We start from the raw sequence: 22,328 nt of genomic DNA, 5'->3' as shown, positions 1-22,328 counted from the left end.
CTGCCTGCAGTAGCGGGAGAGACGCATGGGCGGGGGCGAACCGAACGACGAAGCGCAGCTGCGCAAGTTCCAGAAGGAACTGAGCGCGGGCACGGTGTCGCTGGCGCTGCTGGCCGTGCTGGGCGCCTCGGGCGAGCCGATGTACGGCTACCAGATCGCCAAGACCCTGGAACGCTCGGGCGAGGGCGTGCTGAGCGGCAAGCAGAGCGCGCTCTATCCGGTGCTGCGCAACCTGCAGGCCGCCGGCCTGCTCGACAGCTTCGTCGAGCCGTCCGATGCCGGACCGCCCCGGCGCTACTACCGCATTACGAGCGCGGGGCGGACGGCCCTGCGCGACTGGGCCGCCGCGTGGCGCGCGACCCGGGACTCCGTCGACGCCGTCCTGGAGGGACACAGCGAATGAACAGCGAACGCCTGCCGACCACCATCCCGGAATACCTGGCGCACCTGCGGCGTTCGCTGGCGGGCGCCGATCCGGCCCTGGTCCAGGACGCGCTCTACGACGCCGAGGAATACCTGCGCTCGGAGCTGGCCGAGAACCCCGGCAGGAGCGAGGCGGAGGTGATCGCCGCGGTGGCCTCGAGCTACGGCGCGCCGGACGAGGTCGCTGACATTTACCGCGACACCGAGGTCAAGGTGCAGACCGCGCTGCGCGCCCCGCCGCCGCGTCCGCGCGGCTCCGCGCTCGGGCGCTTCTTCGGCGTCTTCGCCGACCCACGCGCCTACGCCTCGTTGTTCTACATGCTGCTGTCGCTGGCGACCGGCGTCTTCTTCTTCACCTGGGTTGTGGCGGGCTTTTCCGTATCGCTTGGTCTGTCGATCACCATCATCGGCGTGCCCCTGCTGATCCTGTTCTTCGGCTCGGTGCGGGTGCTCTCGCTGGTGGAAGGCCGCATCGTCGAGGTGATGCTGGGCGAGCGCATGCCGCGGCGGCCGCTGTACACCGCGCGCGGACGCAGCGTCTGGCAGCGCATCGGCGACATGTTCACCGACCCGCGCACCTGGAGCACGATGCTGTACTTCGTGCTGATGCTGCCGCTGGGCGTGGCCTACTTCAGCGTCACGATCGGCCTGTTGTCGATCGCGCTGTCGCTGATCCTGAGCCCGCTCGCCCTGTTGCCGGGAGTGCACCTGAACGTCTGGCTGTTCGGCCTGGACATCCCGGAGCAGGCGCCGTGGCTGCTGCCGTTCCTGGCCGTGATCGGCGCGCTCGTGCTGGCGGTGACCCTGCACATCGCACGCGGGATCGGCCGCATGCACGGCCTGTTCGCCAAGCATCTGCTGGTGAAGACGGCGCAGTTCACGTGACCCCTGGCCGGGCGGCCTGGCCTGCCGCGGCGCTTGCCGCAGGGCAGAGCGCGAGGCGGTCGTGGCACTCGAGACGAGGAGCACGATGATGGCAGGACCGTTTGGGCTGGCCGCGCACGGGCAGGGTTTGATGTTGTGGCTGCTGCTCGCTCCGTGGCTGGCGTGGGCCTCGGCTCCGGAGTTCCCGTTCGCCGTCGCGGCTCCGGGCGGCGACGAGGCGAACGCCGAGCGCGTTGCCATGCTGTCGCGCGACGTGCTCGATGCCGTCCGGCGTGGCGCGGTCGATGTGCCTCCGGCCGGCCTTGCGCATCTGCAGATCGCGTCCGGCCGGACGGCGGACACGGCGCAGGCGGTCGCCGCAGTCATGCGGCAGCTGGCGGCTGGCGGCGATGCCGAGCGGGCGCGGCGCTGGACGCCGTACCTCCTGTACGCACAGGCGGGCACCATGCGCGGGCAGTTCGACGATGCCTATGCGGATGCGTTCCGCGCGTACTTCGGCGGGCTGGAAGATCTCGAGGCGCAGCGCACCGCCTACTGGTTCGCGGCGGATGTGGAGGGCGCGAGGGCGGGCCTGCGCGCTGCACTGGCATCGCTCCACGGGAGAACCCGCATCGGACTGGAAGAGGCGGTGGGGCTGGCGCGCAGGCAGGCGTTTGTCGCCACCTTTGGTGCCGCGACGACGCTTGCACCGGCCCTGGTTGCAGCCGACGAGGACGAGCGCTATCTGATCGACGAAGGCGTGCTGGTCCGGACGCCGCACGGCGCGACGCTGTCGGCAGTGGTCGCGCGGGGCCGCGGGCTGCAGATGCCGCAACCGGCGGCAATGCTGTTCACCATCTACACCGATCCCGATGCCAATCGCGCCATCGCGGTGGAAGCCGCCGCGCGTGGCTATGCCGGGGTGGTCGTCGATGCGCGTGGCAAGCGTCTCGGCACCGATGCGATCCGGCCCTACGAGGCCGAGGCCGATGATGCCGCCGCCGCGGTGGAGTGGATCGCCCGCCAGCCCTGGAGCGACGGCCGCGTCGGCATGTATGGTGGCAGCTACTCCGGGTTCGCGGCGTGGGCGGCGACCAAGCGCATGCCCCCGGCGCTGAAGACGATCGTGCCCTACGCGGCGGCCATTCCGGGCCTCGGCCTGCCGATGGAGAACAACGTATTCCTCAGCGCCAACTACGCCTGGCCGTTCTACGTTGCCAACGATCGCCTGCTCGATACCGCAACCTACTTCGACCGCGAGCGCTGGCAGCGGCTACCGGAAGCCTGGTATGCCAGCAAGCGGCCGTACCGCCAGATCGACCGCGTCGACGGTACGCCCAATCCATGGCTGCAGCGCTGGCTGATGCATCCGGCCTACGATGCGTACTGGCAAGCGATGGTTCCCTACGGCGATGATTTCAGGAGGATCGATATTCCGGTCCTCAGCATCACCGGGTACTACGACGACGCACAGATTTCGGCGCTGCAGTACTTCAGGGAGCATCTGCGTCACCGGCCGGACGCGCGCCACTACCTGGTCATCGGTCCCTACGATCACTTCGGCGCACAGGCAACGATGAAGCCGGGATCGCTGCGGGGCTACGATCTGGATCCGTCCGCGCAGTTCGACACCCGGGAGCTGACGTTCCAGTGGCTCGACCACGTGTTGCGCGGCGGCGAACGCCCGCCGCTTCTGCGCGACCGGGTCAACTACCAGCTGATGGGCGCCGACGCCTGGGGGCATGCGCCCTCGCTCGCGGACGCGGCGGCTGCCGTCACCTTCCACCTGTCGGATGCGCGCGCTGGCAGCTACCGGTTGCTGTCGGAGGCGCCGGTCCAGCGGGCGGCCTGGATGAGCAGGCGCGTCGATCTGGCCGATCGGACGGGCGAGCATGGCGGTTACTATCCGGACCCGATCGTGATCGAGCGGATCGACGTCGACGGAAGCTACGCGTTTGCCAGCGCGCCCTTCGACCGCCCCACCGCGGTGGTCGGCAGTTTCTCCGGTGAGCTGAAGGTGCGCAGCAGCAAGCGCGATTTCGACTTCAGCGTGGTGCTCCATGAGCTGCGGCCTGACGGCAGCGCGATGCAGCTGTCGTATTACGTCGGTCGCGCCAGCCATGCCCGCGACATGACGCGGAGGGAACTGCTGGTGCCGGGCCAGTGGACCACGCTGCCGTTCGAACGCACGCGGATGACGGGGCGCCTTATGCCGGCAGGCAGCCGGCTGCTGGTGGTGGTGGACGTTCTCAAGGACGCCCGGCACCAGGTCAACATGGGCACGGGCAAGGACGTGAGCGACGAGTCCGCGGCGGACGCCGGTGAACCACTGGTGGTGGACTGGCACACGGACAGCGTGATCCGCGTGCCGCTGCGGGACTGAGTGGAGGCGGTGCCGGGCCGCTCAGCGCGGGGCGGCAGCCTTCCTGCGCGATGGGGGCCTGCCGGCGCGGCGTTCGCGCCCGGCCGGCGAGCGCCCGCGTTCCTCCGCCGCATTTGCGGCGATGAAATCGCGCACCTTCGGATAGACCTGCTCGCGCCAGCGCCGGCCGCTGAAGATGCCGTAGTGGCCGGCGCCCTGCACGGTCAAGTGCTGGCGGTCGGCCTGGCCGATGCCGGTGCACAGGTCGTGTGCGGCGCGGGTCTGGCCCAGGCCGGAGATGTCGTCGAGCTCGCCCTCGATGGTCATCAGCGCGGTGCCGGAGATCCTGCCCGGATCCACGCGCTCGCCGCCCACGTCCCACAGTCCGCGCGGCAGCAGGTGTTCCTGGAACACCACGCGGATCGTGTCGAGGTAGTACTCGGCGGGCATGTCGAGCACCGCGTTGTACTCGTCGTAGAAGCGGCGGTGCGACTCGGCGTCGTCGAGGTCGCCCTTGACCAGGTTCTGGTAGAAGTCCCAGTGCGACATGAAGTGGCGCTCGGGATTCATCGCCATGAAACCGGTGTGCTGCAGGAAGCCGGGATAGACGCGGCGACCCGCGCCCGGGTAGTTCTGCGGCACCGGGTGGATGACGTTGTTCTGGAACCACGACAGCGGCCGCTTCGTCGCCAGGTTGTTCACCGAGGTCGGCGACTGGCGGGTATCGATCGGGCCACCCATCATCACCATCGAACGCGGCACCGGCTCGCCGCGCGCGGCCATCAGCGAAATCGCGGCCAGTACCGGGACGGTCGGCTGGCAGACGCTCATCACGTGCAGGTCCTTCGCGCCGATATGGCGGATGAACCCTTCGATGGTGCGCACGTAGTCGTCCAGCGTGAACGGCCCGGCCTCGCGCGGGACCATGCGCGCATCGACCCAGTCGGTGATGTAGACCTTGTGATCGCGCAACATGGTGCGCACGGTGTCGCGCAGCAGGGTCGCGTGGTGGCCCGACAGCGGCGCCACGATCAGCACCGGCGGCTGGCCGCGCATCTCGCCGATGGTGCCGGCGTCGTCGGTGTAGCGCTTGAAGCGCAGCAGGTTGCAGAACGGCGTGGACAGCACCGTCTTCTCGACCACCGGATAGACCTCGCCTTCCCACTCGATGGAGTGGATGTCGAAGGCCGGCTTCTCGTAATCCTTGCCGATGCGATGGACCAGTTCGTTGGCCGCGGCGATGCGCTCGGCGCCGGGCATGCCCGACAGCCAGCTGCCCGGCGTGGAGAACGCGCGTGCGTTGGCTTCCGCCCAATAGGTCAGCGGGGCCATCCAGGAGCGGGTGAGTTCATGGAGCTGGTAGAGGAACATCGGCGTCACGGTCGGCGGCTGCTGCGTCGCAGCATAACCGATGGGCCGGGCGGCGCCGTCAAGGGGCCGAAGGGGAAGGACGCCCGGAGGTCAGGCGCCCGCCGGGGCCAGCTCCAGGGCGGCCGTACTGTCGGCCAGCCCCGGCGCGAGCCAGCAGTGCGACCCCACCTGGCGCAGCCCCAGCGCCTGGAACCGGCGCCGGTAGAAGGCGGCCGGGCGGGCCTGGAACTCGTCCTCGTCGCCCTCGGTCTCGTCCTCGCGGGCGAAGCATTCGAGGAAGGCCACGCCGCCGCACAGTTCCGCCAGGCCGGGCAGGCCGCGGTCGAGCTCCTTCAACGGCAGGTAGTGCATCACGTCGCTGCATACCAGCAGGTCCACCGGCGGGCAGGGACGCAGGCTGGCGAAATCGGAAAAGCGCGCCATGTGCAGGTTGCGCTTCGCGCCATGGCGGGCGATGGCGTACTCGCTGCTGTCGAAGCCCAGGTACCGCGCCTTCGGCCGCAGCCGCAGCAGCGGTGCGCGCCAGGCGCCTTCGCCGCAGCCGATATCGAGCACCGTGCGCAGCGGACGTTCGAGGTGGTACTCGGCCGTGGCCACCGCCAGCGCCACCTTGCGCGCCAGGCGCTGCGCGCCGCCGATGCCGCGGCGGCGGTACCAGGTGTCGAAATAGCGCTGGTCGTAACGTTTGCTCATGGCGCGGGCGGTGAGGAAGCGGCCGCTACAATAGCCCGTGTCACCGCCGCCGTCGCCGCGCGCGCCCATGGAATCCGCATGCAAGCCTATCTCTGGATCAAGTCCGCGCACCTGCTGTTCGTGATGGCCTGGGTGGCGGCGGTGTTCTACCTGCCGCGCATCCTGATCAACCTGGTCGAAGCGGGCGACCAGCCGCTGGTGCGCGACCGGCTGATGCTGATGGGCCGGCGCCTGTACCGCTTCGGCCACGTGATGCTGGGCCTGGCGGTGGTCGCGGGCCTGGTCCTGTGGCTGGGCTACCGGGTGATCCCGGACTTCCCGACCATGGTCGGCGCCGGCAGCGGCTGGCTGCACGCCAAGCTGGCGCTGGTGGCGCTGCTGCTGGCGCATTTCATCGTCGGCGCGCGCTGGCTGCGCCGGGCCGGAGAGCCGGGTGCGCTGCCGACGACGCGCGCGCTGCGGCTGTACAACGAGGTGCCGGTCTTCCTGCTGCTGGCGGTGATCTGGCTGGTGCTGGCGAAGCCGTTCTGACCGCCGGCTCCGGACCGCCGGTCAGGCAGTCGCTCCGGAGACCCGGTCGCGCCCGTCCTGCTTGGCGCGGTACATCGCACCGTCGGCGCGGCGCAGCAGCGAGGCGGGGTCCTCGTCAGCTGCGCACAGGCTGGCCAGACCGATGCTGGCGGTGACCTGCAGGCCCTCGATGCCCAGCGCCTCGCCGGCCTCGCGCACGCGCTGGCGCATGAGTTCGAGTCGTGGCGTCGCCATCGGCAGGTCGACGCCGGGCAGCACCACCAGGAACTCCTCGCCGCCCATCCGCACCACGTCGCCGCGGTCGCGCATCGACGCGGCCAGGGCCTCGGCCACCGCCACCAGCACCTGGTCGCCCACGTGGTGGCCGTGCACGTCGTTGATGCGCTTGAACAGGTCGATGTCGACGAAGCCCACCGTGAGCGGTTCGCCGCTGTCGCGGGCGGACTGGAACAGTTGCTCCAGCCGCGCCAGGCCGCTGCGGCGGTTGGGCAGGCCGGTCAGCTCGTCGGTCGCGGCCAGCACCCGCATCGCATCGTGCTGGCGGCGCAGGTGGCTGAAGCGGCGGGTCAGGGCGTAGCCCATCGCGATCAGGAACCAGGTCACCGCCAGCTGCAGGATCTCGATGCGGTAGGACGCCAGCAGGCGGCTGTCGGCCAGTTCCGCCGCAATGATGGCCAGGAACGGCACGATCGAGACCACGCCCAGGACAGCGCCACGGTCGCCGCGGCGCAGCGACAGGCCGGTGACCGCCAGCAGCGCCAGGCAGGCCATGCCGAAGCCGGTCTCAAGCCCCGCCATCAACGCGCGCAGGCCGGCCGGCGGCAGCAGCGGCACCAGCAGGCCGGCCAACGCTGCCGCGGCCATGGCCCAGGCGACCGCCCGCCGCACCGGTGCAAGCGTGCCGGCCACGCCCGACTGTCGCCAGATGCCGTAAAGCAGGGCCGCGATGCCGAAAGCGGTGAACGCGGCCAGCCACCAGGATTCGTGGTCGCCCACCGGCAGCCACGGCCGCGGGTAGCCGCTCAATCCGCTGAGCACGGCCTGGCCCAGCACCAGGACCAGGCAGGCGGCGGCCTGCAGCACGAAACTGCGGTCGCGCGTGCCGATGAAGCCCATCAGCGCGGACATCGCCAACGCCATCCCGATCGCCATGCAGGACACGCGCACCAGCAGGCGCATCGTGTCCATCTGCTGCACCGGGCTGGGCGCGCCCAGTACCACGGTGGGCCGCCAGTCCGCCTGCAGCGGCTCGGCCCAGGCCACCCGGATCGGCTCGCGGCTACCGGCCGCCGGCACCGCGACCAGTCCCACGCTGGTGCGGAAGCGCGAATCGCGCGTGCGCGCATCGTGCATGCGGCCGCAGACCTCGCGTTCGCCGAGCGCCACCATCACCTCGCCGGCGAACACGTTGAACACGTTGATCGCCTGCGGTACGCCCGGCCATCCGCCGGGGGGCGGCTCGATCCGGTGTTCGCGCAGGCCCTCGCGCATCCGTGGCGTGCAGGCGCGCATCGGCGCCGGCTCGGCCGCCGGGGCGCCGGCCAGCAGGAATTCGCCGGGCACGGCCGGCACCGCGGCCGCGCCGGATGCGGCGCCCAGCCCGGCCAGCAGCAGGCCCAGCGCGATGCGCCAGCGGGACTTGCCTTGCGTTGGGGACGGGGACATCGGTGCTCGCGCGCGAGGGTCGCTGCCGCCTGCCTGGCGGCGCGACCGGAGGATGGAAAACCCGCAGCCCTATCCGATGGCTGCGGCGCTCAGCGTGGGGCGAACGCCGACCGGTCGGGAAGTTCGACCGGGACGCCGTCGGGATTGCAGTAGCCCAGGGCGCACAGCCGGCCCCGCAGGGCCGGGGTCGCCTGGACGATGACGTGGTGGATGACGTGCTGCTCCAGCGTGCCGCGGAACGCCTCGCTGCCTGGACCACGGGCCCAGATCCCGACGTCGTCGCCCCCGTGGGTCTCCGAGGTTAACGGCACCAGGGCCTCCTGCATGAAGTCCGGATCGGCGGTGTCGACCTGCGAGAGGTCCGGACGCCCCTGCGCCGGCTCGAAGGTTCCGGGCCGGTGCAGGTGGCGCTTGGGGCCGGCCGGCTGGCGCGCGCTGGCGCCGGTGTAGCCGGGACCGTTGGCATAGACCAGGGTGGTGTAGGGCAGGCCGAGGGCGTCGCGGGCGTAGTGGTCGGGGTCGTCGTCCTCGCTGACCCGGCCACGAACCTTGCCCAGGATGTCGTTGCCGCGGCGCGGATAGCCGACGAAGTTGAGCGTGTGCGAATGGTCGGCCGTGACCACGATCAGGGTCTCCTCGGGCGAGGTCAGCCCGGCGGCGGCGCGGACCGCGCGCGACATCGCGACGGTCTCGTCCAGGGCGCGGTAGGCGTTGCCCTCGTGGTTGGCGTGGTCGATGCGGCCGCCTTCGACCAGCAGCACGAAGCCCCGGCCATCGCGCGACAGGTGCTCGATGGCGAAGCGGGTCATCTCTTCCAGGTCGGGCTCGCCCTCCGCGCCGCGGTCGCGGTCGTGCTCGTACTGCATGTGGTCGTAGCCGAACAGGCCGAGCACCGCACTGGCCTCGCCGGTCGCGCGCAGCTGGGCGCTGTTCCATACCCAGGTGGCGCCGGGGCGGCGCTGCACCCATTCCTCGGCGAGGTTGCGGCCGTCGCGGCGCTTGCCGGTCCAGTCCGCGTGCTCGGGGTCGGGCTGGGACGCGGGCAGGAATTTCGCGCGGCCGCCGCCCAGCACCACGCTGGGCCCGCGTCCGGCGGGGAAGTCGAGCAGCTGCGCGGCGATGTCGCGGCAGCCGGCCTCCGCGGCCGCGGCGGGAAGCTCGTAGTCGGCCTCCCAGTTGCGGTCCGGCACGTGCGCGTAGGTGGCGGCCGGGGTGGCGTGGGTGAGGCGGGCGGTGCTGACGATGCCCGTGGCCAGGCCGGCGTCGTCGGCAAGCTGCAGCCAGGACACCAGCTGGCGCTCCAGGCTGCCGGCGCAGTCGCTGCGCCCGCCCGCGGACACGCCGATCGCGCCCATGTGCGACTTCACCCCGGTGGCGATCGCGGTCATGGTGCCGGCCGAATCGGGCGTCTGCGAATCGGTGTTGTAGGTCTTGGAGAAGGCGGTGTGCGGGAAGCGCTCCCAGGACAGCAGGTTCTCCTCGCCCGGGCCGCCGGCGCGCTGGCCCTCGAGCACGCGCGCGGCCGCAACCGTGGTCAGGCTCATGCCGTCGCCGAGGAACACGATGACGTTCTTCGCCTTCCCGGCCATGGCGCCGTTGGCCGCGGCATGCGCGGCGCCGCTGCGGTACCACCAATCCGCGGTCTCGCCCTCCGGGCGGCTGATCGGCGGCACTTCCACGTGCCACAGGGCGGGCGCGGAATCGCGTGCGGGGGTGGCGCAGCCGGCGGCCAGCAGGACCGGCAGCGCGGTGGCAAGGAGTGACGTCAGACGGGGCATGGCGGATCCGGTGTGGCGGGGGCGCCGGACGCGACCTGCCCGTGCCGGCCCCGGGGTCGGGGAAGGCGATCGGGAGACGCGACCGGAAACCGCCCATTATGCCGCCGATGCCGCGGCACATGGCGCCTGCGCCTGCCCGCGCCCCGGCGGGCGTCCCGCTTGCGGGGCGCGCTGTTCCAGCGGTCGCATCGCGTCGCGTGGACCGGTCCGCTAAGGTGGCGGCTTCGCCTCCGGCGCCCCCACCTTCACCGATGCCCCCCGTCCGCGCCTGGTTCAAGATCCCCTTCTGGCAGCGCGTGGCCGCCGGCTTCGTGCTGGGCGCCCTGGCCGGCTGGCTGATGGGGCCGGCGGCGCAGACCTGGTTCGGGCCGCTGGGCACGGTCTACGTCAACCTGATCAAGATGATCGCGATCCCGCTGGTGTTCTTCGCGGTGGTCAGCGCGGTCGGCTCGCTGGCGGGGCAGCGCTCGATCGCGGCCCTGGCCGGGCGCACCTTCCTCTGGTTCGCCATCACCGCTGTGCTCGCGGTGGCGGTGGGCCTGGCGTTCGGAGCGGTGTTCAGGCCCGGACTCGGGGTGGACGCGGCCAGCCTGCACGTGGCCGAGAACTACCGTCCGCGCGAGGTGCCGGGTCCGCTGGACGTGCTGTTCAACATCGTCCCGGAAAACCCGTTCCGCGCGCTGGCCGCGCTGGGGGCGGGCAAGAGCGCCGACGGCCAGAACATCATCGTGCCGAGCAACTTCACCATCCTGCAGGTGATCTTCTTCGCCGGCCTCGCCGGGTTCGCCCTGGTGAAGCTGGGCGAGAAGACCGCCGGCCTGCGCTCGCTGGTCGACCAGGGCCGCGAACTGATGATCCAGGTGACGCGCTTCGTGCTCGAAGCCACGCCACTGGGCACCTTCGGCCTGATCGCGGCGCTGGTGGGCAGCTACGGCTTCGGCCAGCTGCTGCCGCTGGGCAAGTTCGTGATCGCGCTGTATGCCGCCTGCGCCTTCCAGATCCTCGTGGTCTACAGCGGCCTGCTGCTGGCGCACGGGCTCAACCCGCTGAAGTTCTTCCGCGGCGCGGCGCCGGCGATGCAGATCGGCTTCGTGGCCTCCAGCAGCTTCGCCGCGCTGCCGCTGTCGCTGAGCTCGGCCACCCACAACCTCGGCGTCGACAAGGACTACGCCAGCTTCGCCGTGCCGCTGGGCGCCAGCATCAAGATGGACGGCTGCGGCGCGATCTACCCGGCGCTGGGCGCGGTGTTCATCGCCCAGTTCATGGGCATCGAACTGTCGGTGGGCCAGTACCTGCTGATCGCCCTGGCCTCGGTGCTGGGCAGCTTCGGCACCGCGGGCGTGCCGGGCACGGCGGTGATCATGGCCACGGTGGTGATCAGCGCCGCGGGGCTGCCGCTGGAGGCGATCGGCATCCTCTACGCCATCGACCGCATCCTCGACATGATGCGCACGATGACCAACGTCACCGGCCAGGTGCTGGTGCCGGTGCTGGTGGCGCGGCAGACCGGGCTGCTCGACCGCGAGGTCTTCGAACGCGCCTCGAGCAACGTCGGCGTGGAGGCCGGGGAGAGCGGCGAGCGCGGCTGAGACCGGCGCAGGACCCGGACCGGCCGCCGCGGCCATGACTTCCGGCCACGGTGCCGGCAGGGCGGCTGGGGTAGGGTGTGGCGTCCTGGTCGGGCCGGAGGTGCCCATGAAGTCGATGCGTGCGGGAATGGTGCTGGGCCTGCTGCTGGCGGCGATGCCTGCCATGGCGGCTGATGACGACGGCTGGGAGATCCCGGTGGCGGTCAGGAAACTGGACAACGGCCTGACCGTGGTGGTGTCCGAGGACCGCAGCTCGCCGGTGGTAGGCGTGAGCGTGGTCTACGGCATCGGCATGCGGCTGGAGCCGCGCAACCGCACAGGCTTCGCGCACCTGTTCGAGCACCTGATGTTCGAAGGCTCGGAGAACGCGCCCGAGGGCATCTTCGACCGCGTGATCACCGGTGGCGGCGGCCGCAACAACGGCTCCACCCGCCCGGACTTCACCAACTACATCGAGATCGCGCCGTCTTCGGCGATCGAGCCGATCCTGTGGCTCGAGGCCGACCGCATGCGCATGCTCGACTTCAACCCGGCCACGCTGAAGAACCAGCAGGACGTGGTGAAGGAGGAGATCCGCGTCAACGTGCAGAACCAGCCCTACGGCGGCTTCATGTGGCTGGACGTGGGCTTCAACGCCTTCCAGAAGTGGGAGAACAACCACGACGGTTACGGCAGTTTCGAAGACCTGGAATCGGCCACGCTCGACGACGTCAAGGCCTTCCATCGCGACTACTACGGCCCCAACAACGCCGTGCTCGGCCTGGCCGGCGATATCTCGCCGGAAGAAGGCTTCGCCCTGGCGCAGAAGTATTTCGGCAGCATCCCGGCGCGCCCGGTACCCGAAGGCCCGGACTTCAGCGAAGGCCTGAACACGCAGGAAAAGCGCCTGGTGCAGCCCGACAAGCTGGCGCAGGTGCCGGCGGTGGCGCTGTCGTGGAAGATGCCCGACCGCGGCAGCCCGGACCAGCCGGCGATGTCGGTGCTCGGCGCGCTGCTCGCCGGTGGCGACGCCTCGCGCCTCTACCAGGGGCTGGTGAAGGGTCGCGAGCTGGCGCTCAACGTCGATTCGCTCTACGGCCTGACCAGCGAGTGGGAGTACAACGGCCCGACCCTGTTCACCGTGTTCGCGCTGTACAAGCCCGACACCGATGCCGATGCGATCGCCGGGGCGGTGGACGAGGAGATCGCGAAGATCGTCGCCGAGGGCGTCGACGACGCCACCCTGGCGCGGGTCAAGACCCAGCTGCTGGCGAACTGGTACAACGGCCTGGAGTCGTTCCTCTCGCGCGCCGACACCCTGGCCAAGCTGCAGCTGCTCTGGGGCGATGCCGATGTCGCCAACCGCATCCCCGGCTGGATCGGGGCGGTGACCTCGGCCGACGTGCAGCGCGCCGCGCGCACCTACCTCACCGCTCCCAACCGCACCGTGATCGACCGCGTGCCCGAAGCGATCCTCGCCGCGCGCACCGCGGCCGCGCCGGCGCAGGAATAAGGAGACGACCATGAAGAACGCAATCAGCCTCCTCGCCCTGTCCGTGTCGTTGGCCGTGTCCGGCGCCACCTTCGCGGGTCCCGCCGCGCCGCTGCCGAAGGATCTGCCGCCGTTCGGCGAGGACAAGCCGCTGCCGGTCGCCCAGATCGAGAAGCGGGTGCTGGGCAACGGCCTGGAAGTGTGGGTGGTGCCGCGCGACGGCATGCCGCACGTGGACTACGTGCTGGCGGTGCGCAACGCCGGATTCGCCGCCGACCCGGCTGGCGCCAACGGTTTCGCCAGCCTGTTCGCCGGCCTGCTCACCGAGGGCACCGCCAAGCGCGATTCGCGCGCCATCGCCGAGACCGCGCAGGGCTACGGCGGCAGCGTCGGCGCAGGCGCCAGCAACGACGGCGTCACGGTCTATGCCGACGCCCTGGCCAGCCATGCCGCGCCGATGCTCGAACTGCTGGCCGAGATCGTGCGCAGCCCTTCGTTCCCCGAAAACGAGGTGCGGCTGGCGCAGGCCAACGCACTGCAGGCGCTCAAGGCCAATGAGGCGCAGCCTTCGTTCAAGGCCAACCGCGCGCTGCTGGCCGCCACCTATGGCGACCATCCCTACGCGCGCACCCAGCCGACCGAGGCCTCGATCGGCGCGGTCACTCCCGACCTGCTGCGCCAGGCCCACGGCCTGCGCTTCCATCCCGACCGCGCGCTGCTGGTGGTCACCGGACGCATCGATGCGCAGGAAGCCTTCCGCCTGGCCGAGGCCGCCTTCGGCGACTGGACGGTGGCCGGCGCGGAACCCCCGGAAACGCCTGCCGCCCGGCGCACCGCGCAGCCAAGCCGGGTGCTGATCCAGCGCGACGGCAGCGTGCAGTCGACCCTGCGCATCGGCCGTCCGGCGATTGCGGCGACCGATCCGGACTACGTGCCGGCGGTGCTGACCGGCACCGTGCTGGGCGGCGGCTTCTCCAGCCGCGTCAACCAGAACCTGCGCGAGGACAAGGGTTACACCTACGGCGCCAGCGCCGGCTTCGCACCGTCGCGCGTGGGCGGCCGCATCCAGGCCGGTGCCGACGTGCGCAACGAGGTCACCGGCGCGGGGCTGGAAGAGTTCTTCAAGGAGTTCACCCGCCTCGCCGCAGAGCCGGTGCCCGAAGAGGAACTGACCGACACCAAGCGCTACGTGGCCGGCGGCTACCTGATCGGCAACCAGATGCAGGGCTCGGTGGCCGCAACACTGGCCAGCAACTGGCTGGTGGGCCTGCCCTCGGATTACCTGGCCAACTACGTCCCCCGCATCCGCGAGGTCAGCGCGGAGCAGGTGCAGGCGATCGCGAAGGAGTACTTCGATCCGAAGGACCAGTCGATCATCGTGGTCGGCGACGCCGCCACCATCGCCGGACAGCTCGAGCCCTACGGCGAGTTCGACGTCCAGCGCTGATCGCGTCGCGCAGCGCCGATGTCACTGCGGGGAGCCGGCCATGGCTCCCCGTTCCGTTTCCGGGTGGACCGCCCCGCATGCGATCGCGGTGCGCGGGCGCCGCCGTCGCGCGGACCCCGGCATCAGCCAGCGTCGCGCCTTGCCGCCCACCAGGCGAAACCGGCCGCGGTGAAGAACATCAGCAGGCTGTACACCGCGGCCGGCACCGACATCGCCGCATTGCCGAGCACGTTGAGCGCGATGAAGATCGCCAGGGTGCCGTTGTGGATGCCGATTTCCATCGCGATCGCCAGCGCCTGTTTCTTCGGCAGCCGCAGCGCCAGCGGCGCCGCGTAGCCCGCGCCCATGCTGGCGAGGTTGAACAGCAGGCAGGCCAGGCCGACCACCGCGAACCAGGCCAGCAGGGTGCTCCAGGCCTGGACCACCGCTGCCACGATCAGCAGCGCCAGCACCAGCACCGACAACAGCCGCACCGGCTTCTCCATCCGGGCCGCGAAACCCGGCGCGAAACGGCGCACGGCCATGCCGATCGCCACCGGCATCACGATGATTACGGCCACCTCGATGATCTTCCGCACCGGCGGCGGCACGTACTGCCCGGCGCTGAGGAAGTATTCGAGCGACAGGTTGAGGATCACCGGCAGGGTGGCCAGGCACAGCAGGCTGTTGATCGCGGTCAGGGTGATGTTGAGCGCCACGTCGCCGTGGGCGAGATGGCTGTAGATGTTGGCGGTGGCGCCGCCCGGCGATGCGGCCAGCAGCATCAGGCCGACCGCCAGCTCCGGAGGCAGCCGGAACGCCAGCGCCAGGCCCAGCGCGACCCACGGCAGCACGCCGGTCTGCAGGAGCAGGCCCACCAGCACCGCGCGCGGGTAGCGCGCCACGCGCCGGAAATCGTCGATGGTCAGGCCCAGCCCCAGGCCGAACATGATCACGCCCAGGGCAAGCGGCAGCAGCAGGGTCGTCAGCAGGGATGCCTGCATCGTGGGGCGCTCCTCGGTGGCGGGTCAGGGCGTGGGCGGAGCGGCGCGCGGCCGGGCAAGGCGCGCGCCCGACCAGGCCGCGGGCAGCGGCAACAGCACGCCCAGTGCCGTCATCCATGCCGGGTGCGGCAGCATGGCCACATTGGCCAGCACGCCGGCCACGATCAGGGCGCCGACGGCGAGCGCCTCCCCGGTGCGGCGACGCCCGGCACGCGTCGCGGTCCAGCCCCCGGCCAGGGCCGCGAGCGTCCAGCCCATCAGCACCCAGGCCTGCTTGGCGGGACTGGCGGAGGCGACGATGCGCGCGAGGTCTTCTTCGGTCTCGAGCGTGACGCCCGGCGGCAGCGGGAACAGCGACATGCCGATGTATTCGAGCAGCAGCATCGTCGCCAGCGCCACCAGCAGGCCGAGCAGCACCGCGAGCGTCGAACGGACCATGCTCCCTCCCCGGAGATCGCCGGCGACGGGCGCGCGGCGGGTGGCCGGATACTAGCATCGGCGCCGAAGTGGCCGGGGGCGCCGGGCGGCAGCGCGCTCGGCACGCCGCCCCGAATGCGTCGGCCGGACACGAGACCGCCCGGCGCCTCTCGCGAGGTTGCCGGGCGGCCGATGGCGGATCGCGGCATCGTGCCGCGGACCCGCGGGACCTTACTCCAGCACCAGCTCCGCACTGCCGGAGAAGGTTTCCATCCGGATTTCGCCGTCGCCGCTGCCATAGGTGTGCTCGAAGCTCGAGCCCGGGCCGAAGCCGGGACGCTGGATGCTGGCCTGGGGCGCGCGCAGGTCGCCGCTGAAGCTCTCGCCGTGGACGCGCGCCGAGAGTGCGCGCGGCAGGCTCAGGCGGATGTCGCCGCTGACCGATTCGGCGTTGATCCTGCCTCCGGCGGCGAGGCCGCCGACGTAGCTGGCGTTGCCCGAGACGCTGGACGTGTCGAGCTTGCGCGCGGGTTCGCCGCGGCTGTCGATACGGATGTCGCCGGACACGGTCTCGGCCGAGATCTCGCCGCTGATCCGGCCGCGCAGCGCGATGTTGCCGCTGACGGTCTCGACATCCACCTTCTGGCTGTTGAGGTTGAGCTGCAGGTTGCCGCTGACGCTGCTGATGTCGGCCTGCCGCGGCGCGCCGACCGCCACGATGTCGCCGCTGACGCTTTCGATCTCCAGCGAACGGCCGGCCACGCCCTGTACGTCGATCTCGACGGCGACGCCCTCGACCTCGAGTTCCGCCAGTTGCGGCACCTGCAGGACCAGCGTGGTGGCTTCGGCGCGGCTGCTGTTGCGCGGATAGCGCACCTTGACCTCCAGGCTCCTGCGGTCGCCTTCGATCTGCAGGCGCTCCACGCCGTCGCCGAGGCTGCCGGTGATGCGCACTTCGTCGCGGTCCCAGGCGCGCACCTCGATGCGCCCCTTCACGTTGGACACGTCGATGCTGCCGCGTGGATCCAGCGGGCGGGTTTCGTTGATGGGCGTGGCGGCGATGGCGGGCGCCGCCGCCAGTGCGGCCAGCAGGCTGAGGGACAGGACTTTCATCGGGGTTCTCCTGGAAGGTGGCGTGCGTCAGGCGCTGGCGAGTTGCCGGGTGAGCGCCAGGCGGCGGGCATGGATGTGCTGCAGCCGCTGCAGCAGGAAGACGGCGTCGGGATCCTGCGCCAGCGCCTCGCGCACGGCGGCGGCGTTGGCGTCGAGTTCGAGCAGGCTGGAATAACCCGGGGTAGCGGGCCGCGGCGCCGGCAGTTCGCGCAGTGCGCCCCGGTATTCGCGGGTCATGGCTTCGGCCACGACCACCAGCGGGGCACCGGTGGCGGGACCGATCATGTCGGACGCAGGTGCCGGGGACACCGCGGCCGGAGCCGGGGGCTGGTCACCGGGACGCAGCTGCCAGCCGAGGCCCAGCGCCAGCGCAAGCACCGCGGCCAGGCACAGCATCCGCGGCAGGCCACGCCAGCGTCCGCTGGAGGACGGTGCGGGTCCCTGCGCCTGCGCCGGCGGTTGCTCGGCCAGGCGTGCCGCGATGCCGGGCCACAGGTCGCGGCCGGGCTCCTGCGCCGCGTGCAGCGCCCGCAGCTGCATGCGCAGCGCCGCGGGCAGGTCGTGTTCGTTGCGGGGGGTGTTCATTCCGAATCTCCAAGCCTGGTGCGCAACAGCCTGCGGGCGCGATGCAGCTGCGCCTTGGAACTGCCGACCGCCATGTCCAGCGCGGTGGCGATCTCTTCGTGGGTCCAGCCCTCGATGTCGTACAGCACCAGCACGGCGCGGGCCCGCGGCGGCAGGCTGTCCACCGCCTGCTGCAGGTCCATCGACAGGGCGGTGCGATGGCCGGCGGTGTCGCCGGTGCCCACCATGTCCAGGGCCTCGTCGTCGGCATCGATCGCCGGACCGGCGCGGCGGGTGCGCAGCTCCATCAGCGCGGTGTTCGCCGCCAGCCGGTGCAGCCAGGTGCCGACCGTGCTTTCGAACCGGAATCCGGGCAGGGCCTGCCAGGCACGGACGAAGGCCTCCTGGGTCAGGTCCTCGGCGCGACTGTGCTGGTGTCCCACCAGCCGCAGGATCACGCCGTGGACCCGGCCGACGTGGCGCCGGTACAGCGCCTCGAACGCGGTCGCGTCGCCGCCGGCGGACGCGCGCGCCAGGGCGTGGTCCACGTCGGCCGCCGTCGCGGCCTCGTCGAGGGATGCATTCATCGTCGCCATCAGCATATCGAGTCCGATGCCGGGACGCGGCGCAGGGTTTAAACGCGCCGCGGCGGCTTCGGCGTCCGCGGCTGGCCGCATAGCGCTCGGGGTCCGGTACGCGGCGGGCGGCGGAAGCGGAACCGTGAACGCGAGGCGCCGCCTTGCACGGGGCCATGTCCGCGCGGTGGGCAGTGCCCAAGTCGCGACGAAGGGCCTTGCAATCGCGACGGCGGTTGCTATCGTGCAATCGATTGCATCCGAGCGGATTCGCGTGTCTGTGCCGGTTGGGAGGCCGGTGGAGCATGGGCATTTCGTCGACCAGGCCCTGTGCGGCCGGCGCACCTCGCGCGCGCGCACCGGTCACCATGATTCATGAACCCGTCTGCCGTGGGTTGCCCTGGCGGCCGCGCGGCGTATCGTCCGGGCCTCGTCGACCCGGTCGCCGGACCGGTGGACGGGCCGGCCGGCCCGTCCGCACGACCCGAACCGCTGCATGGGCTCGCCCGGGAGGCCTGACTTGAAGCACACGATCACCCGGCGCGACGCGCTTCGCGCCACGATGGTGGGCGGGCTGGGACTGGCGACGGCAGGGCTTGTGTCCGCCGCCGATGTCGCCGCGCGGCCGCTCACGGGCAACCTGAAGCATTCCGTGGCGCGCTGGACGTTCGGAAGGATGCCCATCGCCGACCTGTGCCGGACGGTGAAGCAGATCGGCTTTTCCGCCATCGACCTGGTCGGCCCCGATGACTGGCCCACGCTGAAGGCCCATGGCGTGCACAGCTCGATGTGCAACGGCGCCGAACTCGGGCTGGAGAAGGGCTTCGCCGATCGCCGTTTCCACGACGAACTGGTGGCGCGCTATACCCGCCACATCGACCTCGTGGCCGATGCCGGCTATCGCAACCTGATCTGCTTTTCCGGCAACCGCAACGGCATGGACCCGGACGAGGGGATGGCCAACGCGGCCGCCGGCCTCAAGCGGATCCTCGGCCATGCCGGGAAGCGCGGCGTCCGGCTGGTGATGGAACTGCTGAACTCCCGGGTCGACCACCCCGACTATCTCTGCGACCGCTCCACCTGGGGCGTGGCGCTGTGCGAGATGCTGGATTCGGAGCATTTCGGCCTGCTCTACGACATCTACCACATGCAGATCATGGAGGGCGACATCATCGCCACCATCCGCCGCGACCATCGCTGGTTCGTGCATTACCACACCGCGGGCGTGCCGGGCCGGCACGAGATCGGACCGGAGCAGGAACTCAACTATCCGGCGATCTGCCGCGCCATCCGCGACACCGGCTTCGACGGGTTCATCGCCCAGGAATTCATGCCCTCGGCACCCGATCCGGTCGCCTCCCTGCGCGAGGCCATCCGCCTCTGCGACGTGTAAGACAACGCAACCCCAGGAACCAGTCATCCATGGCGAAAAATCATTACGACGCGATCGTCGTCGGCTCGGGCATCAGTGGTGGCTGGGCCGCCAAGGAGCTGGCCGAGAAGGGGCTCAAGGTGCTCATGCTCGAGCGCGGCCGCAACATCGAGCACGTCAAGGATTACGTCAACGCCCACAAGGAAACCTGGGACTACCCGCATCGCAACGTGCCCACCCAGGCGATGAAGGAAGCGCACCCGGTGCTGCGCCGCGACTACCCGCTGTCCGAGAGCACCTACGGGATGTGGGCGGACGAGAAGGAGTGTCCCTACACCGAAACCAAGCGCTTCGACTGGTTCCGCGGCTACCACGTCGGCGGGCGCTCGCTGATGTGGGGCCGGCAGAGCTACCGCTTCTCGCAGATGGACTTCGAGGCCAATGCGCGCGAGGGCATCGCCGTCGACTGGCCGATCCGGTACGAGGACCTCGCGCCCTGGTACGACCACGTCGAGACGTTCGCCGGCATCGCCGGTACCGTCGAAGGCCTGGACGTGCTGCCGGACGGCAAGTTCCTGCCGCCGATCCCGCTCAACGTGGTCGAGAAGGACGTCGCCGCCCGCATCCGCAAGGCCTTCGGCGGCAGCCGCCACATGATCCATTCGCGCACCGCCAACATCACCGAGCCGCGCCCCGAGCAGGGCAGGACCAACTGCCAGTACCGCAACAAGTGCATCCTGGGCTGTCCGTTCGGCGCCTACTTCTCGACCCAGTCGGCGACCCTGCCGGCGGCGATGCAGACCGGCAACCTGACCCTGCGACCGTTCTCGATCGTCAAGGAAGTGCTCTACGACAAGGACCGCAAGCGTGCGCGCGGCGTGGAGATCATCGATGCCGAGAACGGACAGACCTACGAGTACACGGCCAACGTCATCTTCCTCAATGCCTCGACCTTCAATTCCACCTGGGTGCTGATGAACTCGGCCACCGACGTGTGGGAAGGCGGGCTGGGCTCCTCGTCCGGCGAGCTGGGCCACAACGTGATGGACCACCACTTCGAGGTCGGCGCCCAGGGCGTCGTCGACGGCTACGACGACAAGTACTACTCCGGGCGCCGCCCCTGCGGCTTCTACATCCCGCGTTTCCGCAACGTCGGCAACGACCGGCGCGACTACCTGCGCGGGTTCGGCTACCAGGGCGGGGCAGGCCGGGAGGGCTGGTCGCGGGCCGTGGCCGAGCTGGGCATCGGCGCCGGGCTGAAGGAGGCGCTGAGCACGCCGGGCGCCTGGACCATCGGCATGACCGCCTTCGGGGAGATCCTGCCCTACCACGACAACACCATCCGCCTCGACCACAGCGTGCGCGACAAGTGGGGCCTGCCGGTGCTGGCCATGGACGTCTCGATCCGCGACAACGAGCGGGCGATGCGCAAGGACATGGCGGCCGATGCGGCCGAGATGCTGGAGGCGGCGGGCGTGCGCGACGTGCGGACCTACGACGGCAACTACGCGCCGGGCCGGGGCATCCACGAAATGGGCACCGCGCGCATGGGACGCGATCCGAAGACCTCGGTGCTCAACGCGCACAACCAGGTGTGGGACGCGCCCAACGTGTACGTCACCGACGGCGCCTGCATGACCTCGGCCAGCTGCGTCAATCCGTCGCTGACCTACATGGCGCTGACCGCGCGCGCCGCCGACCACGCGGTGCGCGAACTCAAGGCGGGGAACCTGTGATGGAACGTCGTGAACTGCTGAAACTGATCGCATCCGCCACCGGCGTGGCGATGGTCGGGATGCCGGCCTTCGTCCTCGGGCAGGCGCCCGCCGCGCAGGCCGCCGCCGGCTTCACCGCGCAGGACGTGGCGCTGCTGGACGAGATCGCCGAGGCGATCATTCCGCGCACCGACACTCCCGGGGCGAAGGACGCCGGCGTGGGTGCGTTCATGGCGCGATTCGTCGCCGACTGCTACGCCAGCGAGGACCAGGACGCGTTCCGCGCCGGGCTGGTGGATCTCGACCGGCGCGCCGGCGGCAGTTTCCTGTCGTTGCCGCAGGCCGGGCGCCTGCAGCTGCTGACCGGCCTGGACCGCCAGGCGGGCGAGCAGGCCCGCAATGCATGGGTGGCCGCGGATGGTTCGGGCAGCGGCAGCGGCGTGCACTGGTTCACGATGGTCAAGCAGCTGGTCATCTTCAGCTTCTTCACCTCGGAAGTCGGCGCGACCCAGGTGCTGCGCTACGAGCCGGTGCCCGGCCACTACGACGGCGACCTGCCCTACGAGCCGGGTACGCCGGCCTGGGCGACCCGGTGATGCGCGGGCCCTCGTCCCGCACGCGGCGGCGGGTTTCGGCCATGCGCGCGACCCTGCTGGCGACCGGCGTGCTGGCCGGCGCGCTCGCGCTGGCCCACGATCCGACCGCTGACCCGGAAAAGACCGAAGCCTGGACGCCGGTGCCACCGGTCGTGGCCACGCCCGTGGGCGCGGCGCCGTCGGACGCGGTGGTGCTGTTCGACGGCAGCAGCCTGGCGGCCTGGGAGTCGGAGCAGGGCGGCGAGGCCCCCTGGAAGGTCGCCGACGGCGTGGCGACCGTGGTGCCCGGCAGCAGGGGCATCCGCACCCGCCAGTCCTTCTGCGACATCCAGCTGCATATCGAGTGGCGCTCGCCGGCGGACAGTCGCGGCCACGACGGGCAGGACCGCGGCAACAGCGGCGTCTTCCTGCAGGAACGCTACGAACTGCAGGTGCTCGACAGCCACGACAATCCCACCTACGCCAACGGCCAGGCCGCCTCGATCTACAAGCAGGCGATTCCGCTGGTGAACGCCTCGCGCCCGCCGGGCGAGTGGCAGAGCTACGACGTGATCTGGAAGGCGCCGCGCTTCTCCGAAGGTGGCGGGCTGCTTGCCCCGGCTCGCATCACGGTGCTGCACAACGGCGTCCTGGTTCAGGACGACACCGTGATCGCCGGCCGCACCGAGTACCGCGGGGCGCCGAGTTACGAGCCGCACGGCTGCGCGCCGATCGCCCTGCAGGATCACGACTCCGAGGTCAGCTTCCGCAATATCTGGGTGCGGGAGCTGTAGGAACGCGCGAGGTCGGGTCCCCAGGC

20 protein-coding genes are annotated in these 22,328 nt (G+C 70.8%); 11 read left to right on the top strand and 9 right to left on the bottom strand.

Features of this window, described 5'->3' with window-relative positions:
• The first annotated feature begins 25 nt into the window (after window positions 1-25).
• The 3 genes from ACFQ2D_RS04120 (at window position 26) to ACFQ2D_RS04110 (ending at window position 3,670) form a co-directional block, all read left to right on the top strand.
• Entirely contained in the window at window positions 26-403 is a 378-nt protein-coding gene (locus ACFQ2D_RS04120) for a PadR family transcriptional regulator (protein WP_280940752.1), read from the top strand.
• Window positions 400-1,308, top strand: a complete 909-nt coding sequence (locus tag ACFQ2D_RS04115) for a sensor domain-containing protein (RefSeq protein WP_280940753.1) — start codon at window positions 400-402, stop codon at window positions 1,306-1,308. Before ACFQ2D_RS04120 ends, ACFQ2D_RS04115 begins: the two co-directional genes overlap by 4 nt.
• A gap of 88 nt (window positions 1,309-1,396) precedes the next feature.
• Window positions 1,397-3,670, top strand: coding sequence for a CocE/NonD family hydrolase (locus ACFQ2D_RS04110; RefSeq protein WP_386795529.1), 2,274 nt, complete (start codon window positions 1,397-1,399; stop codon window positions 3,668-3,670).
• Window positions 3,671-3,691: 21 nt separating this feature from the next.
• Here ACFQ2D_RS04110 and ACFQ2D_RS04105 read toward each other — a convergent pair whose 3' ends face one another.
• Entirely contained in the window at window positions 3,692-5,020 is a 1,329-nt protein-coding gene (locus ACFQ2D_RS04105) for a polyhydroxyalkanoate depolymerase (RefSeq protein ID WP_280940961.1), read from the bottom strand.
• Window positions 5,021-5,110: 90 nt separating this feature from the next.
• Entirely contained in the window at window positions 5,111-5,713 is a 603-nt protein-coding gene (locus ACFQ2D_RS04100) for a class I SAM-dependent methyltransferase (RefSeq protein WP_280940755.1), read from the bottom strand.
• Window positions 5,714-5,791: 78 nt separating this feature from the next.
• Here ACFQ2D_RS04100 and ACFQ2D_RS04095 point away from each other — a divergent pair, with 78 nt between their 5' ends.
• On the top strand, window positions 5,792-6,244 hold the full coding sequence (locus tag ACFQ2D_RS04095; protein WP_280940756.1) for a CopD family protein: 453 nt from the start codon (window positions 5,792-5,794) through the stop codon (window positions 6,242-6,244).
• Window positions 6,245-6,265: 21 nt separating this feature from the next.
• Here the strand turns inward: ACFQ2D_RS04095 and ACFQ2D_RS04090 are convergent, their stop codons facing one another.
• Together ACFQ2D_RS04090 and ACFQ2D_RS04085 are read right to left on the bottom strand one after the other, a co-directional pair.
• Entirely contained in the window at window positions 6,266-7,909 is a 1,644-nt protein-coding gene (locus tag ACFQ2D_RS04090; RefSeq protein WP_280940757.1) for a sensor domain-containing diguanylate cyclase, read from the bottom strand.
• Between the two features lie 89 nt (window positions 7,910-7,998).
• Complete coding sequence (locus ACFQ2D_RS04085; RefSeq protein WP_280940758.1) at window positions 7,999-9,687, bottom strand: alkaline phosphatase; 1,689 nt, start codon at window positions 9,685-9,687, stop codon at window positions 7,999-8,001.
• Window positions 9,688-9,938: 251 nt separating this feature from the next.
• On the opposite strand from ACFQ2D_RS04085, the gene ACFQ2D_RS04080 reads away from it, so the two are divergent.
• The 3 genes from ACFQ2D_RS04080 to ACFQ2D_RS04070 all read left to right on the top strand — a co-directional run bounded on the left by ACFQ2D_RS04080 (window position 9,939) and on the right by ACFQ2D_RS04070 (window position 14,194).
• A complete protein-coding gene (locus tag ACFQ2D_RS04080) occupies window positions 9,939-11,276 on the top strand; it encodes a dicarboxylate/amino acid:cation symporter (protein ID WP_280940759.1) in 1,338 nt (445 codons plus the stop codon).
• Window positions 11,277-11,382: 106 nt separating this feature from the next.
• Complete coding sequence (locus ACFQ2D_RS04075) at window positions 11,383-12,768, top strand: M16 family metallopeptidase (protein WP_280940760.1); 1,386 nt, start codon at window positions 11,383-11,385, stop codon at window positions 12,766-12,768.
• Between the two features lie 10 nt (window positions 12,769-12,778).
• Window positions 12,779-14,194 carry a M16 family metallopeptidase gene (locus ACFQ2D_RS04070; RefSeq protein ID WP_280940761.1) on the top strand — a complete coding sequence of 472 codons (1,416 nt, stop codon included), beginning with the start codon at window positions 12,779-12,781 and terminating at the stop codon, window positions 14,192-14,194.
• A gap of 122 nt (window positions 14,195-14,316) precedes the next feature.
• Here the strand turns inward: ACFQ2D_RS04070 and ACFQ2D_RS04065 are convergent, their stop codons facing one another.
• The 5 genes from ACFQ2D_RS04065 to ACFQ2D_RS04045 form a co-directional block, all read right to left on the bottom strand.
• A complete protein-coding gene (locus tag ACFQ2D_RS04065) occupies window positions 14,317-15,177 on the bottom strand; it encodes a bile acid:sodium symporter family protein (RefSeq protein WP_280940762.1) in 861 nt (286 codons plus the stop codon).
• Between the two features lie 24 nt (window positions 15,178-15,201).
• Window positions 15,202-15,615, bottom strand: a complete 414-nt coding sequence (locus ACFQ2D_RS04060; RefSeq protein ID WP_280940763.1) for a hypothetical protein — start codon at window positions 15,613-15,615, stop codon at window positions 15,202-15,204.
• 210 nt (window positions 15,616-15,825) lie between these two features.
• Complete coding sequence (locus tag ACFQ2D_RS04055) at window positions 15,826-16,707, bottom strand: DUF4097 family beta strand repeat-containing protein (RefSeq protein ID WP_280940764.1); 882 nt, start codon at window positions 16,705-16,707, stop codon at window positions 15,826-15,828.
• A gap of 27 nt (window positions 16,708-16,734) precedes the next feature.
• Window positions 16,735-17,292, bottom strand: a complete 558-nt coding sequence (locus ACFQ2D_RS04050; protein WP_280940765.1) for a hypothetical protein — start codon at window positions 17,290-17,292, stop codon at window positions 16,735-16,737.
• Window positions 17,289-17,873 carry an RNA polymerase sigma factor gene (locus ACFQ2D_RS04045; protein ID WP_280940766.1) on the bottom strand — a complete coding sequence of 195 codons (585 nt, stop codon included), beginning with the start codon at window positions 17,871-17,873 and terminating at the stop codon, window positions 17,289-17,291. Before ACFQ2D_RS04045 ends, ACFQ2D_RS04050 begins: the two co-directional genes overlap by 4 nt.
• 535 nt (window positions 17,874-18,408) lie before the next feature.
• Here ACFQ2D_RS04045 and ACFQ2D_RS04040 point away from each other — a divergent pair.
• The 4 genes from ACFQ2D_RS04040 to ACFQ2D_RS04025 are packed head-to-tail and all read left to right on the top strand — an operon-like array spanning window position 18,409 to window position 22,302.
• Window positions 18,409-19,239, top strand: coding sequence for a hydroxypyruvate isomerase family protein (locus ACFQ2D_RS04040; RefSeq protein ID WP_280940962.1), 831 nt, complete (start codon window positions 18,409-18,411; stop codon window positions 19,237-19,239).
• A 29-nt stretch (window positions 19,240-19,268) separates the two neighbouring features.
• Window positions 19,269-20,954, top strand: a complete 1,686-nt coding sequence (locus ACFQ2D_RS04035; RefSeq protein ID WP_280940767.1) for a GMC oxidoreductase — start codon at window positions 19,269-19,271, stop codon at window positions 20,952-20,954.
• Entirely contained in the window at window positions 20,954-21,529 is a 576-nt protein-coding gene (locus ACFQ2D_RS04030; protein WP_280940768.1) for a gluconate 2-dehydrogenase subunit 3 family protein, read from the top strand. The genes ACFQ2D_RS04035 and ACFQ2D_RS04030 overlap by 1 nt, the downstream gene beginning before the upstream one ends.
• A 41-nt stretch (window positions 21,530-21,570) precedes the next feature.
• The gene (locus tag ACFQ2D_RS04025) at window positions 21,571-22,302 is read left to right on the top strand and encodes a 3-keto-disaccharide hydrolase (protein ID WP_280940769.1); all 732 of its coding nucleotides are present in this window, start codon (window positions 21,571-21,573) and stop codon (window positions 22,300-22,302) included.
• Window positions 22,303-22,328 lie beyond the last annotated feature (26 nt).

Source organism: Luteimonas composti (genome assembly GCF_042678665.1).
GTDB classification, from domain to species: Bacteria; Pseudomonadota; Gammaproteobacteria; order Xanthomonadales; family Xanthomonadaceae; genus Luteimonas; species Luteimonas composti.
The sequence above is the reverse complement of the archived record's forward strand: the minus strand, read 5'-3'. Positions and strand labels throughout refer to the sequence as shown.